The organism is Auraticoccus monumenti (assembly GCF_900101785.1).
In the GTDB taxonomy this organism is placed as follows: domain Bacteria; phylum Actinomycetota; class Actinomycetes; order Propionibacteriales; family Propionibacteriaceae; genus Auraticoccus; species Auraticoccus monumenti.
In genome coordinates, this window is record NZ_LT629688.1 from 2,997,138 (window position 1) to 3,011,448 (window position 14,311).

At 73.4% G+C, this 14,311-nt stretch carries 11 protein-coding genes; 1 reads left to right on the forward strand and 10 read right to left on the reverse strand.

The window, feature by feature from the left end; all coding sequences use genetic code 11:
- Positions 1 to 9: 9 nt before the first annotated feature.
- From BLT52_RS13865 to BLT52_RS13875, 3 genes are read right to left on the reverse strand one after another with little or no spacing between them, the layout of a single operon-like run.
- Positions 10 to 402, reverse strand: coding sequence for a cupin domain-containing protein (locus tag BLT52_RS13865; protein WP_090594393.1), 393 nt, complete (start codon positions 400 to 402; stop codon positions 10 to 12).
- 38 nt (positions 403 to 440) lie between these two features.
- A complete protein-coding gene (pgm, locus tag BLT52_RS13870; protein ID WP_090594395.1) occupies positions 441 to 2,069 on the reverse strand; it encodes a phosphoglucomutase (alpha-D-glucose-1,6-bisphosphate-dependent) in 1,629 nt (542 codons plus the stop codon).
- A 48-nt stretch (positions 2,070 to 2,117) separates the two neighbouring features.
- Positions 2,118 to 3,116, reverse strand: coding sequence for an aminoglycoside phosphotransferase family protein (locus BLT52_RS13875; RefSeq protein WP_157677139.1), 999 nt, complete (start codon positions 3,114 to 3,116; stop codon positions 2,118 to 2,120).
- A 155-nt stretch (positions 3,117 to 3,271) separates the two neighbouring features.
- Here BLT52_RS13875 and BLT52_RS13880 point away from each other — a divergent pair, with 155 nt between their 5' ends.
- A complete protein-coding gene (locus tag BLT52_RS13880) occupies positions 3,272 to 4,183 on the forward strand; it encodes a tetratricopeptide repeat protein (RefSeq protein WP_090596776.1) in 912 nt (303 codons plus the stop codon).
- A gap of 215 nt (positions 4,184 to 4,398) precedes the next feature.
- Here the strand turns inward: BLT52_RS13880 and BLT52_RS13885 are convergent, their stop codons facing one another.
- From BLT52_RS13885 to BLT52_RS13915, 7 genes are all read right to left on the reverse strand, one after another.
- Entirely contained in the window at positions 4,399 to 5,241 is an 843-nt protein-coding gene (locus tag BLT52_RS13885) for a polysaccharide lyase family protein (RefSeq protein WP_090594398.1), read from the reverse strand.
- Positions 5,242 to 5,252: 11 nt separating this feature from the next.
- On the reverse strand, positions 5,253 to 6,800 hold the full coding sequence (locus tag BLT52_RS13890) for an alkaline phosphatase D family protein (RefSeq protein ID WP_090594399.1): 1,548 nt from the start codon (positions 6,798 to 6,800) through the stop codon (positions 5,253 to 5,255).
- A gap of 479 nt (positions 6,801 to 7,279) precedes the next feature.
- Positions 7,280 to 7,771 (reverse strand): DUF6194 family protein, encoded by a 492-nt coding sequence (locus BLT52_RS13895; RefSeq protein ID WP_090594400.1) that lies wholly within the window; start codon positions 7,769 to 7,771, stop codon positions 7,280 to 7,282.
- A 33-nt stretch (positions 7,772 to 7,804) separates the two neighbouring features.
- Positions 7,805 to 8,605 (reverse strand): NUDIX hydrolase, encoded by an 801-nt coding sequence (locus BLT52_RS13900; protein WP_231946321.1) that lies wholly within the window; start codon positions 8,603 to 8,605, stop codon positions 7,805 to 7,807.
- Positions 8,602 to 10,770 (reverse strand): 1,4-alpha-glucan branching protein GlgB, encoded by a 2,169-nt coding sequence (gene glgB / locus BLT52_RS13905; RefSeq protein ID WP_090594402.1) that lies wholly within the window; start codon positions 10,768 to 10,770, stop codon positions 8,602 to 8,604. Before glgB ends, BLT52_RS13900 begins: the two co-directional genes overlap by 4 nt.
- Positions 10,770 to 12,182, reverse strand: a complete 1,413-nt coding sequence (locus BLT52_RS21730) for a maltokinase N-terminal cap-like domain-containing protein (RefSeq protein WP_090594404.1) — start codon at positions 12,180 to 12,182, stop codon at positions 10,770 to 10,772. The genes glgB and BLT52_RS21730 overlap by 1 nt, the downstream gene beginning before the upstream one ends.
- Complete coding sequence (locus BLT52_RS13915) at positions 12,179 to 14,296, reverse strand: alpha-1,4-glucan--maltose-1-phosphate maltosyltransferase (protein ID WP_172804046.1); 2,118 nt, start codon at positions 14,294 to 14,296, stop codon at positions 12,179 to 12,181. Before BLT52_RS13915 ends, BLT52_RS21730 begins: the two co-directional genes overlap by 4 nt.
- Positions 14,297 to 14,311: the final 15 nt, after the last annotated feature.

The following is a 14,311-nucleotide window of genomic DNA, read 5'->3' on the forward strand; positions in this document are numbered from 1 at the left end:
AGGGGCCTGTCACGCGCTGGAGGAGAACGAGTCGACCTGGCGGGCGAGCGGCACCGTGCCGTCGACGACCACGTCCCCGGTGTGCGCGGTGGTGACGGTCTCGATGAGGACGATCTCGACCTCCTCCTCAGCCACCGGGTTGTGCCGGACCCCGCGGGGCACGACGAAGAACTCACCCGGGCCGAGCCGCACCTCCCGGTCCCCCTCGAGCTGGATCCGCAGATCGCCGGAGACGACGAGGAACATCTCGTCCTCCTCCTCGTGGGCGTGCCACACCAGCTCGCCGAGCAGCTTGGCCACCTTGACGTACTGGTTGTTCACCTGACCGATGACCCTCGGCGTCCAGTGCTCGGTGACGCGCTCGAGCTCCGCCGTGATCGTCGTGGCGCTGAGGTGGGACACGGGTCCTCCTTGAGGTGATCGGGCCGCCGCGGACGAGGTCAGCCGAGGACGGCGTCCACGACCTCCTTGGCCTCCGCCTGGACCCGGGCCAGGTGGTCGGCGTCGCGCAGTGACTCGGCGTAGATCTTGTAGACGTCCTCGGTGCCGGAGGGGCGGGCGGCGAACCAGGCGTGCTCGCTGACCACCTTGAGCCCGCCGATCGGCGCGTCGTTGCCCGGGGCGGTGGTCAGCACCGCGGTGATGGGGTCCCCGGCCAGGGTGTCGGCGGTGATCGCGGAGGCGTCCAGCCCGGACAGGCGGGCCTTCTGCTCGCGGGTGGCGGGGGCGTCGGTGCGGGCGTAGCTGGAGGCGCCGTGCCGCTCCTCGATCTTGGCGTAGAGCTGGCTCGGGGAGCGTCCGGTCACCGCGAGGATCTCGCTCGCCAGCAGGGTCAGCAGGATGCCGTCCTTGTCCGTGGTCCAGGTGCTGCCGTCGCGGGCCAGGAACGACGCACCGGCCGACTCCTCCCCGCCGAACCCGATCGAGCCGTCCTGCAGACCGGGGACGAACCACTTGAACCCGACCGGGACCTCCACCATCGGACGTCCCAGCTCGGCGGCGACCTTGTCGATCAGCGAGGAGGAGACCAGCGTCTTGCCGATACCCGCGCCGGCCGGCCAGCCGTCGCGGTGGGCGAAGAGGTAGGAGATGGCGACGGCCAGGTAGGCGTTGGGGTTCATCAGGCCCGCGTCGGGGGTGACGATGCCGTGCCGGTCGGCGTCGGCGTCGTTGCCGGTGGCCACGTCGAAGCGGTCACGGTTGCCGATCAGGGAGGCCATCGCGTCCGGGGAGGAGCAGTCCATCCGGATCTTGCCGTCGGTGTCCAGGGTCATGAAGGCCCAGCGCGGGTCGACCTCGGGGTTGACCACGGTCAGGTCCAGTCCCAGGTTCTCCGCGATCCACTCCCAGTACTGCACGCTGGCCCCGCCCATCGGGTCCGCGCCGATCCGCACCCCGGCGGCGCGGATCGCGTCGAGGTCCAGGGCGCTGGCCAGGTCGGTGCAGTAGGCGGTGCGGTAGTCGAAGCGCCCGATCTCGGTCCCGGCCCGCTCGTAGGGCGTGCGCAGCACCACCGAGGGGTCGGCGAGCAGCTCGTTGGCCCGGTCGGCGATGACCTTGGTCGCGTCGGAGCCCGCGGGGCCGCCGTGCGGCGGGTTGTACTTGAAGCCGCCGTCGCGGGGCGGGTTGTGCGACGGGGTCACGACGATGCCGTCGGCCAGGTCGGCGGTGCGCCCGGCGTTGTGCACCACGATGGCCCGCGAGACCGCCGGGGTCGGGGTGTACTCGTCGTCGCGCTCGGCCAGCACCGGGACGCCGTGGGCGTGCAGCACCTCGATCGCGGTGCGCCAGGCGGGCCCGGAGAGCGCGTGGGTGTCCTTGCCCAGGTAGAGCGGACCGGTGGTGCCCTGGCTGGCCCGGTACTCCACGATCGCCTGGGTGGTGGCGGCGATGTGGGCCTCGTTGAAGGCGGTGTCCAGCGAGGAGCCGCGGTGCCCGGAGGTGCCGAAGACCACCCGCTGGTCGGGGTCGGAGGGGTCGGGGGTGCGGTCGTAGTAGGCCCCCACCACCTGGTCGACGTCGATCAGGTCCTCGGGGCGGGCGGGCTGCCCGGCGCGCGCGTGTGCCATGGGCCCCATCCTGGCCCACCCCCTCCGACGTCCACCACCCCGGTCGCCTCAGCGGTGCCGCAGCAGGAAGGGTCGCAGGCCCGCCGCCATGGCGCGGGTCCAGCTCCGACGGTGCGGTAGCCCGGGTAGGTCGGGCTGGCGTGAGCGCTGGTGCAGCGCCGCGGCCAGGCCGACCACCACGGCCCGCATCAGCTCGACGTCGACGCCGCCGGCCACGGGGTGCGTGCGCCACAACCCGCTCACGTCCACCTCCCCACCGTCCAGCCGGTCCCCACCGGAGGCGACGACGTCGGCGAGCAGCACGGCGGGGTCGGTCCAGGGGGCCGTGGAACCAGGATGGGCCCAGTCCAGGAACCACACCCCGCCCCGGTCGTCACGCAGCACGTTGTCGGCACGCAGGTCCAGGTGACCCAGCACCGGCGGGTGGAGGGCGGAACCGTCGACGTGGGCGTCCATCTCCTCGAGCCGCGTCCGCCAGGGGCGCAACAGCTCCGACCACAGGTCGTCCGGGTCGTCGTGCACGGCCCGCCAGCCGCGCAGGAAGGCGCCGACCTCGGCCGAGACGTCCCAGCTCGTCGTGTGCAGGACCGGGGCCACGCCCTGCCAGGCGTCGAGCACGTCCACCACGTCGGCCCGGGACCACGGGTGCCTGACCGGGTCGCCGTCGACGGCCTCCTGGACGATCACCGCCCACCGACCGCCCCGCGTGGGCACGTCGGCCTCCGCCACGAAGGCCGGCACGTGGGGCAGCGCCGGGAGCCGGGCCGCGACCGCAGCCTCACGTCGGTACAGCTCGTGCCCGACGGGGTTGTCGTCGTGCGCGATCGCCTTGACGAAGAGGCTCCTGGTACTGCCGTGCACGACGGCCGCCACCCCCGTGGACATGCCGCCGACCCGGTCCTCGCACCGGAGGACGTCCTGACCGAGCTGCCCCTGCACGAAGACCTGCACCTCCGGCGGCGCGGCCGCCCAGCCGGTCCGCCGACCGCGCAGGTAGGTGGCGGGCAGCGACGGCCCGGGGTGCCGGGGGTCGGCGGAGGCGCGCACCCGGCCATCGTGCCGCCCGGGTTCGGCGTCGGCCACCGGGTTGTCGGCGGGCAGGACCCGGGCGGGACGGTGCGTGGGGTGCCCGGGGCCCAGTAGTCTCGGCTGCTGGACGGACCGCTCGACGGTCGCTCAGCACGTCACGAAGGATGCACCTGATGACCTCCTCCAGCTTCAGCCGGCCCGGTGCCGTCGACCTCTCCTCCCTCGCCAACCGCGCCTCCCAGGGGCAGCCGGCCGCCGGCGGGCGCTCGTGGGTGCTCGACGTCACCGCGGCGACCTTCAACGACCTGGTGGGTCGGAGCCAGCAGCACCCGGTGGTGCTGGAGATCCACTCCCCGCGGGCGCAGGGGGCCGCCGAGCTGAGCCGCGACCTGGCCGAGCTGGCCCAGGCCGCCGGCGGGAAGTTCCTGCTCGGCCGTGTCGACGTCGACGTGGAGACCCAGATCGCCCAGGCGCTCGGGGTCCAGCAGGTGCCGATGGTCCTCGGGGTGCTGATGGGGCAGCCGGTCCCGCTGTTCCAGGGCGTCCTGCCCAAGCAGCAGATCCAGGCCTACCTCGACCAGCTGCTCCAGGCCGCGGTGGCCAACGGCGTGGTCGGCACCGCCGAGCCGGTGGCCGCCGCAGCCGGTGCGGGCGAGGTCGCCGAGGACGAGCCGGACCCCCGCTTCGCCGCCGCCGACGCCGCCCTCGAGCGCGGTGACTTCGCTGCCGCGGAGGCCGAGTTCGACGCGTTGCTGGCTGCCGACCCCAAGGACGCCGAGGCCGCTGCCGGCAAGGCCCAGGCCGGGCTGCTGGCCCGCACCACCGGCGTCGACCCGCAGGCCGTGCTGGCCGCCGCGGACGCCGCTCCCGACGACCTGGACGCGGTCACCGCGGCCGCCGACGTCGAGGTGGTGACCGGGGTCCCGGAGCTGGCCTTCGAGCGGCTGATCACCTTCGTCCGCGACCACCCGGGGGAGGAGCGGGAGGCCGCGCGCAAGCGGCTGCTGGCCCTCTTCGAGACGATCGGCTCCAGCGACCCGCGGGTGCTCAAGGCCCGGCGGGCGCTGACCACCGCGCTGTTCTGAGCACCGCGCTGTTCTGAGCACCGCACTGTTCTGAGCACCGCACTGTTCTGAGCACCGGCCTGATCTGAGCACCGCACGCGGGCGACGGCCACCGTCAGCACGCGGTGACGACGTGGACGTCAGCGCGGTCCGGCGCGGCCCCGAGCCGCCCGAGCGGCATGGGGAGCCGGCCGGGGTCCTCGGCCCGAGGACGAAGAGGTCCCCGGGCCTCCCGGTCAGTCGCGGGCGAAGAGCCCGACGGCGTCCCAGGCCACCCAGCCACCGCTGGCCAGCACGAGCTCGATCCGGTTGGTGCCCGGCTGCAGCATCCCGGCCGGCATCTCGGGCTCGAAGTAGGAGCGGACCAGCGTCGAGCCGGGGACGGTGGCGTCGCCCTCCCGCGAGCCCCTCGTCCCGCCCTGGGGCAGGACGATCCTGGCGAGCTCGCGGTCGTTGACCAGCACCTCCAGCGTGCCGCCCAGCCTGGTGGTGTCGACCAGCCAGATGGCCAGGTCGTGATCGGCGGCCGGGGCACCGGGCAGGTCGAAGGACCAGCGCGCCCGGTAGACCTTGCGGCCGGCCCAGGCGTCACCGGGACCGGGCAGCAGGTAGGGCCAGGCCGTGCCCGGGGTGTCGCGACCCTGGACGTAGTCGAAGGTGGCGTCCGGGTAGGTGGTCGGGATCTGCGCGTACCCACCGGGGGCGAAGCGGTGCTCCAGCGTCCTGCCGTCGAACTCGCCGATCGTGGCCACCGGCGTGCCGGTGCCGACCACCGAGGGGGTGGACGTCGCGGTGATGACCGCACTGGGACGTCCCAGCCGGCCGGCGTCGTCGCGGGCGACGACGCGGTAGCTCCAGGTCTCGCCCAGCGGGTCAAGACCGGCGTGGACGAGGCGCGGGTACACGCTCTTGGCGACCAGATTGGTCTCGCTCGGCTCGAAGGAGGTCTGCCGACCGCGGACGGCGTGGACCCGGTAGTGGTCGATCAGCGGGTCGAAGCCGAGCGAGGTCCAGCTGATGGTGCTGCGGGTGATGGCGCTCTCGGCGCGCAGGCCGGTGACGGCGGGGGGACGGCTCATGACGTTCTCCTTCAGGCCCGGTCGAGACGGGGCTGGCCGGCGGGGGTGGTGAAGCGGGCGACGACCTGCCGCGGTGCGGTGTCGTCGGCCTCGACCCAGGGCACGACCACGAAGGTCGACTCCATCTGCTCCGGGGTGAGGGTGACGTGGACGTAGCCGCGCCGACCGTCGTAGAGCTTGACGTAGTCGTGACGCACCCAGTCCGCGGTGAAGCCGTCGGTCGGTGCGCCGTCGCCGTCGGAGGCCACCGAGGTGCAGATCAGCTCGACCCCGGCATTGCCCGCGGACGGGTCGGTGGGGTCGACGCGCAGCTCGGAGGCCACGTGCTTGTGGATGTCACCGGTGAGCACGACGCCGTTGCGGCTGCGCCCCATGGAGGTGAGCAGACGCTGCCGGGCGGCCGGGTAGCCGTCCCACTGGTCGCTGCGGTCGTCGCTGATCGGTGAGACGACGACCCCCGAGGCCAGCAGGTTCCAGGTGGCCGGCGAGCCCTCGAGCCGCTCGGTCACCCAGTGCTCCTGCTCCTTCCCCAGCATGCTGCGGCCGGGGTCGAGCCGCTCTGCGGGCGTGGTCGCCGCCGGGTCGCGGAACTGGCGGGTGTCGAGCATCGAGAAGCGGGCCAGGCGGCCCACGTCGAGCCCGGTGGTGACATCGCCGACCGGGCCCTCGGGCATCGCGTCGACGTCCATCGGCAGGTTCTCGTAGAAGGCCCGGTACGCAACGGCGACCCGGTGGGCGAACAGGTCGTCGGGCAGGCCGTAGGCCGAGGAGGCCCCGACGTAGTTGTTCTGCACCTCGTGGTCGTCCCAGGTGAGGACCGCCGGTACCCGGGCGTGCAGCCGCTGCAGGTGGGGGTCGCTCTTGAACAGCCCGTAGCGCACCCGGTACTGCTCCAGGGTCTCCACCTCCACCGTCGAGGCCTGCCCGACCGACGCGCCATCGCGCCACAGGTTGCTGGCGGTGATGCCGTACTCGTAGATGTAGTCGCCGACGAAGACGGCCAGGTCCAGGTCGGGCTCCTGGGCCAGGTGGCGGTGGGCGGTGAAGTGGCCGTGGTACCAGGCCTGGCAGGAGGTGACGCCGAAGGAGAAGCGCTCCGGCGTCTCCCCGGGCGCCGGCAGCGTCCGGAAGCGTCCGACGGGGCTGCGGCCGCGGCCGACGCGGAAGCGGTAGAAGTACTCGGTCCCGGGCTCCAGCCCGGTGACACGGGGGTGCACCGCGTGGGCCAGCTCGGGCTGGGCCAGGGCGTGACCCTGGGCGACGACGTCGCGGAAGCGGTCGTCGGTGGCCACGTCCCACCGGACCGGGACCGGGCGGAGCGGCATCCCGCCGTGTCCGTCGGGGGCCACCGGCTCGGGGGCCAGCCGGGTCCACAGCACCATCCCGTCCGGGCGCGGGGCCCCGCTGGCGACCCCCAGCCCGAAGAGCTCGTCGCGCCCGACGGGGTCGGCGCCGGCCTGCTCGGGGGCGCTGATCCCCAGGGCGATGGTGGCGGCGCTAACGCCGCCGACCTGGAGCAGGCGGCGGCGGCTCAGCCGTGGGGAAGTGGGCGCAGACATCGGTCTCCTCGGTCGTCGGGTGTGGCTCGACGAGCCTGCTGGGACCGGGTGAACGCGAACCCATGGCGAGGTGAGGGGGCGGAGTCCCGCGGACGACGACCCCACGCCGCCGGAGGAGCGGCCTGCGGCTGTGGCGGTGCCGAGCGGGCGCGGACGGACATGACGCGGCCGCGGTCGACGGGAGGCAGCGTGGCCCGCCGACCTCTCGTTCGCAGGAGGGAGAAGGCCAGCACCTGGCCTGAGCGGCCGATCTCCGTCGCCGGCGGCTAACCAGGAAGCGCGAGGACCGGGTTACCGGTGACGACGTCCGCTCAAGGGCCCAAGGAGGAGCTGGAAGACAGCCCGCGAGCGGCTGCTGGCTCCTGCCAGACCCTCGGCCCCAGCGACGCAGGCAGGTCCAGACCGCCGGGCTGGCGACGACCCGGTCCTGATCAGGAGCCCGGGAGCCAACGCGACGCGGCTCGACGGTGGGGCTCGGCTCAGCCCGTCGGGGTGTCGTCCTGGCTGGTCACCTCACCGCGGCGCTCGGCCCGCGCCACCGCGTCGCCGTGGGCGTCGCGCAGCATGCTCACCACGACGTCGGAGGTGCGCTCGCCGGGGTTGACCACGCAGACCCAGCCCAGGGCCCGGTAGACCGGGTGCGGCAGCACGGTGTCGACGACCGAGAAGTCGGAGGTCCCCAGGTCCTGGGGGCCCTCGCCGCCGGTCAGCTCCTCGAAGCGGTCACGTCCGACGTGGACGTTGACCCGCCACCGGCCCTCACCGTCGAGGTCGGAGGCGGTGTCGTCGGGGTAGTTCTTGGTCACGACCGTGCCGTAGGGCTGAACGTTGGGCGGTACCTGGCCGTCGGGGGCGTGGTAGAAGAAGTGGTCCCCCCAGGCGATCGGCGGGGTGTCGCTGCCCTCCTCCGGCGACCAGATCAGGGCGCCGTCGAGGGTGCGGACGAAGTCGAGGAGCTGCTGCAGGGTCATGGCCCCATCCTCCCGTCCTCCCCGCCCGTGCGGTCAGGCGGGGGAGCCGTCCTCCAGGTAGGCGGTGCCGCCCGGGTGGGCGAGCAGGTGCTGCAGCCGGCGCGCGGCCCCGGGGCGCAGCTGCGGGTAGGCCGTCTCCGGCGTCACCCAGTGCACGGCGGCGATCTCGTGGGGCTCGAGCACGAACGAGGCCACCTGCTCGGGGGTGAGGACCCCGCCGTCGAAGATCAGCTCGACCGCGTCGTCCCAGCCCAGGTAGGGCGGCAGCCAGTCCACCGCGAGCACGGGGCCCAGCTCGACGTCGATGCCGAGCTCCTCACGGACCTCACGTACCGCACCGGCCCGTGGGGACTCGTGCGGCTCGACCACCCCGCCGGGCAGCTCCCAGTCCTCCTTGAAGGTGGTGCGGCAGAAGAGGTAGGCGCCCTCCTCGTCCCGGAACAGGACGTGGGCGATCACCCGGGTGCGGGGCAGCACCGTGGTCATCACCCCGGAGAAGCCCTCGGGGCCGTGCACCACGTCGCTGGCCAGCCGGGCGTAGAGGACGACGTCCTCGAAGCCGTCCGGCCCGGTGCGCAGGGCCAGCCGGCGCACCCCCTCCTGGCGGAACCCGGCCCGGTGCAGGGCACGCCGACCGACCCGGTCCGAGACCGGGAGCGAGACCTCGAGGCGACGCAGCTCGTTGCCGAGGATCGACTCGTCGCCCACCGCGCTCAACGCCTGGGCGAGGGCCTCAGCACTGGTGGTGACCGCCCAGCTGAGCGTCCCGACGCCGTCGTTCTGGTCGACCCGGATGGTCAGCCGGGTCGACCCTGCGTCGTCGGGGACGCTCACCTGCTGCCGGTCCCCGAGGACCGGCGGGCGGCCTTCCCGCCCTTCCCGGCCTTGCCGCCCTTGCGGCCCCGGTCACCAGGGCCGGCCTCGGCCGCCCGGCGCGCGGGTGCCGTGCCGGCACTCGCGGTCGGGGCGGTCCCCGGAGCGGCGGGAGCCTCCGTCGGCGTCTCGGACTCCGTCGGAGCCGGTGCCTCGAGCGCGGGCACGTCCGAGGCCTGCTCCGGAGCCGTCTCGACGGCCTGGTCCGCAGCCTCCCCGGCGCTCAGCTCCGGGTCGTGCACCAGCCAGACGGCCCCCAGCGGTGGCACGGTGACCGCGGCGCTGGCCGGCAACCCGTGGGAGCCGACCTCGACCGCGGTGACCGCGCCCAGGTTGCCGTAGGCGCCGGTCCCGTCGTAGATCTCGGCGTCGGTGTTGAGCACCTCGCGCCACCGCCCGTCCCGGGGCAGCCCGATCCGGTAGTCACGCCGGGGCTCGGTGGCGAAGTTGACCACACAGGCCATCGCCCCGCCGTGCTCGTCGTAGCGCAGGAAGGAGAAGACGTTGCCGCCGGCGTCGTCGGCCTCGATCCACTGGAAGCCGCGGTGGTCGTTGTCCAGCTCCCACAGCGGCGGGTGGGCCCGGTAGGTGTCGTTGAGGTCCTTGACCAGCCGCTGCAGACCCCGGTGGCCCCAGTGGCTGGTGGCCATCCAGTCCGGACCGCGGTCCTCGCTGAACTCCGACCGCTGGCCGAACTCGGTGCCCATGAACAGCAGCTGCTTGCCGGGGTGGCACCACTGCAGGGCGTACAAGGCGCGCAGGGTGGCGAACTTGCGCCAGTCGTCCTCGGGGACCTTGCCCAGCATGGAGCCCTTGCCGTGCACGACCTCGTCGTGGCTGATCGGCAGCACGAAGTTCTCCGAGAAGGCGTAGACCAGCCCGAAGGTGATCTCGCTGTGGTGGTACTGGCGGTGCACCGGCTCCCGGGAGATGTAGCGCAGGGAGTCGTTCATCCAGCCCATGTTCCACTTGAAGCCGAAGCCCAGCCCGCCCTCGTGCACCGGCCGGGTCACCCCGGGCCAGGAGGTCGACTCCTCGGCCACGGTGATCACCCCGGGCACCCGCTGGTACAGGTGGGCGTTGACCGTCTTGAGCAGCTCGACGGCCTCCAGGTTCTCCCGGCCGCCGTAGCGGTTGGGGACCCACTGGCCCTCTTCGCGGGAGTAGTCCAGGTAGAGCATCGAGGCGACGGCGTCCACGCGCAGTCCGTCGATGTGGAACTGGTCGACCCAGAACAGCGCGCTGGAGACCAGGAACGACTTCACCTCGCTGCGCCCGAAGTCGAAGATGTAGGTGCCCCAGTCCAGGTGCTGGCCCAGCCGCGGGTCGGGGTGCTCGTAGATCGAGGTGCCGTCGAAGTTGGCCAGCGCCCACGGGTCGCTGGCGAAGTGCCCCGGCACCCAGTCCATGATCACGCCGACGCCGGCCTGGTGCAGCCGGTCGATCAGGTAGCGCAGGTCGTCCGGTGAACCCAGCGAGGCGAACGGCGCGAAGTACCCCGTCACCTGGTAGCCCCAGGAGCCGAGGAACGGGTGGTGGGCCACGCCGATCAGCTCCACGTGGGTGAACCCCTGCCAGGTGACGTACTCCACCAGCTGGTCGGCCATCTCGGAGTAGGTCAGCCCGGGCCGCCAGGACGGCAGGTGCACCTCGTAGACGCTCATCGGCTCGGCGTGCGGCCGGGCGGCGGCCCGGCGCTCCAGCCACTCCGCGTCCTGCCACTGGTAGCCGCTCTGGTGCACGATCGAGCCGGTCGAGGGCAGGCCCTCGGCCTGGCGGGCCATCGGGTCGGCCTTGTCGCGCCAGACCCCGTCGGCCCCCTGGACGCGGTACTTGTAGACCGCGCCGGCGCCGACACCCTCGACGAACAGCGCCCAGACCCCCGAGCCCGGGACCAGCTGCATCTCGTGCTCGCCGGGCACGTAGTGGTTGAAGTCGCCGATCAGCTGCACGCGCTGGGCGTTGGGCGCCCAGACCGAGAAGCGGGTGCCGTCGACGGAGCCGCGCTCGTCATCGGCCACGGTGAGCACGTGCGCGCCCAGCCGGCGCCAGGACTCGGTGTCGTGGCCGGCGTGGAACCCCTCGAAGTCCCAGCCGCGCAGGCCTCCCTCGCGGTCGAATGCCATCAACGGTCCTCTCGGTTCTCGGGTGCGTGGTGCTCGGGGGCGGTGTCGCCGCGCTCCTCGTCGGTGTCGACGAGGCGCTCCAGCGCCCGCAACGGGATGCCTACCCAGGCCGGGCGGTTGCGGACCTCGTAGACCACCTCGTAGACCGCCTTGTCGGCCACGTAGGCGGCCAGCAGCGAGGTCTCCCCACCGGCCAGGGCCGTGCCACCGGTGTAGCCGGCCAGGAAGGCCCCGGTGCAGGCCGCGGCCCAGGCGTGCGCGGAGCGCGCGGCCGCGGCCGCGTCCCCGGCCAGCTCGGCCGAGGCCGCGGCGGCTGCGGCGGCGCTGCCCGCGGCGTAGTCGAAGGAGCGCAGCAGCCCGGCGACGTCGCGCCAGGGCGAGTCCGGCTCCCGGCGCTCGTCCATCGTCTTCATCGGCTCGCCCTCGAAGTCGATGATCTTCCAGCCGTCGCTGGTCAGCAGCGTCTGCCCCAGGTGGAAGTCCCCGTGCACCCGCTGGGTGGCGGGTGCGAGGGGGCGGACCCGGTCGAAGACCGACCGGAGCTCACCGGACATCGCGGCGAGCTCGGGGGCCTCGCGCTGGGCGGTGTGCAGCCGCCTGGCCATCGTCTGGGCCAGTGCGTCCCCGGCCAGCTCACCGGTGGGGAAGTGCTCGGCCAGGGCCTCGTGCACGCCCCGCAGGGCGACGCCCAGGGCGGTGGCCTCGGCGGTGAAGTCGGTGTCCTCGCTGCAGGAGGCCAGCGCCAGGTCCCAGCCGTCGCGGGCGTCGTGCAGCTGCTCCACGACCATGGCCAGGTCCGCGTCGTGACGGCGGGACCCGGTGGTCCACTCCGCCTCGATCCAGCCGTGCAGCCGCGCCGCCCGGGCCCGGGGGTCCCCGGCCAGCGCCCGGTGCACCTCGATGTCGAGGTTGCGCCCCGGCTCCAGCCGGCGGAACGCCTTGAGCATGGCCACCTCGCCGTACATCACCGAGGAGTTGGACTGCTCCCCGCCGAACAGGCGCGGAGCCAGGGCGGCGTCGAGCGGGTGCGGGGCGACCGTGCGGCAGCGGACGACCGCGCCGTCGGCGGACACCTCGCGCTCCTCGACGACCGCACGGAGCACCGCGGCCATGGCCTCGGGGTCTCGGGTGGCGTCGTGGCGGTGCACCCGACCGAGCTGGGGGAGGTCGTCCTCACCCAGCCGGGACGTCTCGGCCGAGCCGTCGCCGAGGGGGCGGTAGGACAGCAGCAGCTGGTACTGCTCCACGGTGTCGTCGTCGTAGCCGACCTCGGCGATCTCGGCGCGCACCGCCGGCCAGCTCCCCGGCGGGGTGAGCCACGGCAGCGGGTCGACCCGGCGGAGCTCGGCCCCGCGACCCTTCCCGCCGAACCAGCGGGCCCGGCTGATGTGGTCCAGCAGGTCCGCGCTCACGGCGTCCCCGCGTCGGTCCCGGGGGCCCGGTGCAGCGGCCGCCCGTTCACCGAGCGCACGCTGAGCAGGTGGGCCGGCGAGGCGGGGCTGAGGGAGACGAAGTTGCGCGCCCCCCAGGTGAAGACCTGCCCGGTCAGCTCGTCGCGGACCTCCAGCACGGCGTCCTCGGGGAGCCCCATGGCGGCCAGGTCGAGGTACACCTCGCTCTCGCGGACCTCGTGCTGGTTGAGGCTGCAGACCACCAGCACGTGGTCGTCCCCGGCGCTCTTGGAGAAGGCGAGCACCTCCGCGTGCGGGGCGTGGTGCAGGTGGGTGTCGCGCAGCTGCTGCAGGGCCGGGTGCTCCCGGCGGATGGCGTTGAGCCGCCCCAGCAGCAGGTTGAGGTTGCCCGGGGCGTCGTAGTCGCGGGGGCGGTACTGGAACTTCTCCGAGTCCATGTACTCCTCACCGCCCACCCGCAGCGGGACGTGCTCGCAGAGCTCGAAGCCGGAGTAGACGCCCCAGGTGGGCGACATCGTCGCGGCCAGCACGGCGCGGATCGTGAAGGCGCTGGGTTGGCCGCTCTGCAGGAAGGTCGGGTTGATGTCGGGGGTGTTGACGAAGAAGTTGGGCCGCATGACGTGCGCGGTCTCGCGGCTGACCTCGGTCAGGTACTCCTCCAGCTCCCACTTCTCGTTGCGCCAGGTGAAGTAGGTGTAGGACTGCTGGTAGCCCACCTTGCCCAGGGTGCGCATCATCTCGGGCTTGGTGAAGGCCTCGGCCAGGAAGATCACGTCGGGGTCGGTGCGACGGACCTCGGCCAGCAGCCAGGCCCAGAAGCTGACCGGCTTGGTGTGGGGGTTGTCGACCCGGAAGACGCGGATGCCGCGCTCCATCCAGAACCGGACCAGGCGCAGCACCTCGGCGTAGATGCCCTCGGGGTCCCGGTCGAAGTTGACCGGGTAGATGTCCTGGTACTTCTTGGGCGGGTTCTCCGCGTAGGCGATGGTGCCGTCGGGGCGCAGCGAGAACCACTCGGGGTGGTCCCGCACCCAGGGGTGGTCCGGCGAGGCCTGCAGCGCCAGGTCCAGGGCCACCTGGAGACCCAGCTCGGTGGCCTTCGCGACGAAGCGGTCGAAGGACTCGAAGTCACCCAGGTCGGGGTGGATGGCGTCGTGCCCGCCCTCGGCGGCACCGATCGCCCACGGCGACCCGGGGTCGTCCGGGCCGGGGGTCAGGGTGTTGTTCGGGCCCTTCCGGAAGTTGCGGCCGATCGGGTGGATCGGTGGCAGGTAGACGATGTCGAAGCCCATCGCCGCCGCGGCCTCGAGCCGCTCGTGGGAGGAGTCGAAGGTGCCTGACACCCAGCGCTGGGTCTCGTCGTCCCAGTAGGCGCCCTGGGAGCGGGGGAAGAACTCGTACCAGGAGGAGAACAGGGCCCGCTGGCGGTCGCAGAACAGCGGGTAGTCCGGGGTGGGGGAGACCAGCTCGCGCGGCCCGTGCTGGGCCATCGCCCGGCGGACGCTGCGGCTGAGCCCGATCTCCATCAGCTCCTCGGGCGGGCTGTCGGGGGTGAGGGCCGTCGCGGTTCCGCGGAGCAGCGCGGCATCGCCGTTGTGTCCGCTCGCGGCGGCGGCCTCCGCGGCGGCGGAGACGACCTGCTGGCCCTCCAGGCAGACCAGGGCGACGTCGATGCCCAGCGGGAGCTTGGCCTCCGCGTGGTGCACCCAGGTCTCCCAGGGGTCGGACCAGCCCTCGACCCGGAAGGTCCAGGGACCCTCCTGGTCCAGGACCACGGAGGCCTCCCAGTCGTCCAGACCCGCGGGCAGGAGCGCGGTCATGGCGACCCGGCGCTCGACGCCCTCGGGGTCGGTCAGGACCACCGAGGCGTTGACGGCGTCGTGGCCCTCGCGGAAGACCTTGGCGCGGATCGGGAGCCGCTCGCCGACCGAGGCCTTGGCCGGGTAGGCGCCCCCCTCGACGACGGGGCTCACCTGGACGACGGGGATGCGGCCGACGGGCACCCCCAGGGAGGGGCGCGGGGGCTGGGCCGCGGGGGCGGCCGGGGCCGCGGGGACGCGGTCGGAGGCGCGCGCGGCGGGCGGGGTGGGCTGGGCGCTGGGCGTGGTGCTCACGAACCCAACGTAGCG

Excerpts from the sequence above, each read along its gene's own strand:
- pgm (WP_090594395.1), bottom strand. The coding sequence starts at position 2,069 with ATGGCACACGCGCGCGCCGGGCAGCCCGCCCGCCCCGAGGACCTGATC.
- BLT52_RS13880 (WP_090596776.1), top strand. The coding sequence starts at position 3,272 with ATGACCTCCTCCAGCTTCAGCCGGCCCGGTGCCGTCGACCTCTCCTCC.
- BLT52_RS13885 (WP_090594398.1), bottom strand. The coding sequence starts at position 5,241 with ATGAGCCGTCCCCCCGCCGTCACCGGCCTGCGCGCCGAGAGCGCCATC.
- BLT52_RS13890 (WP_090594399.1), bottom strand. The coding sequence starts at position 6,800 with ATGTCTGCGCCCACTTCCCCACGGCTGAGCCGCCGCCGCCTGCTCCAG.
- BLT52_RS13895 (WP_090594400.1), bottom strand. The coding sequence starts at position 7,771 with ATGACCCTGCAGCAGCTCCTCGACTTCGTCCGCACCCTCGACGGCGCC.
- glgB (WP_090594402.1), bottom strand. The coding sequence starts at position 10,770 with ATGGCATTCGACCGCGAGGGAGGCCTGCGCGGCTGGGACTTCGAGGGG.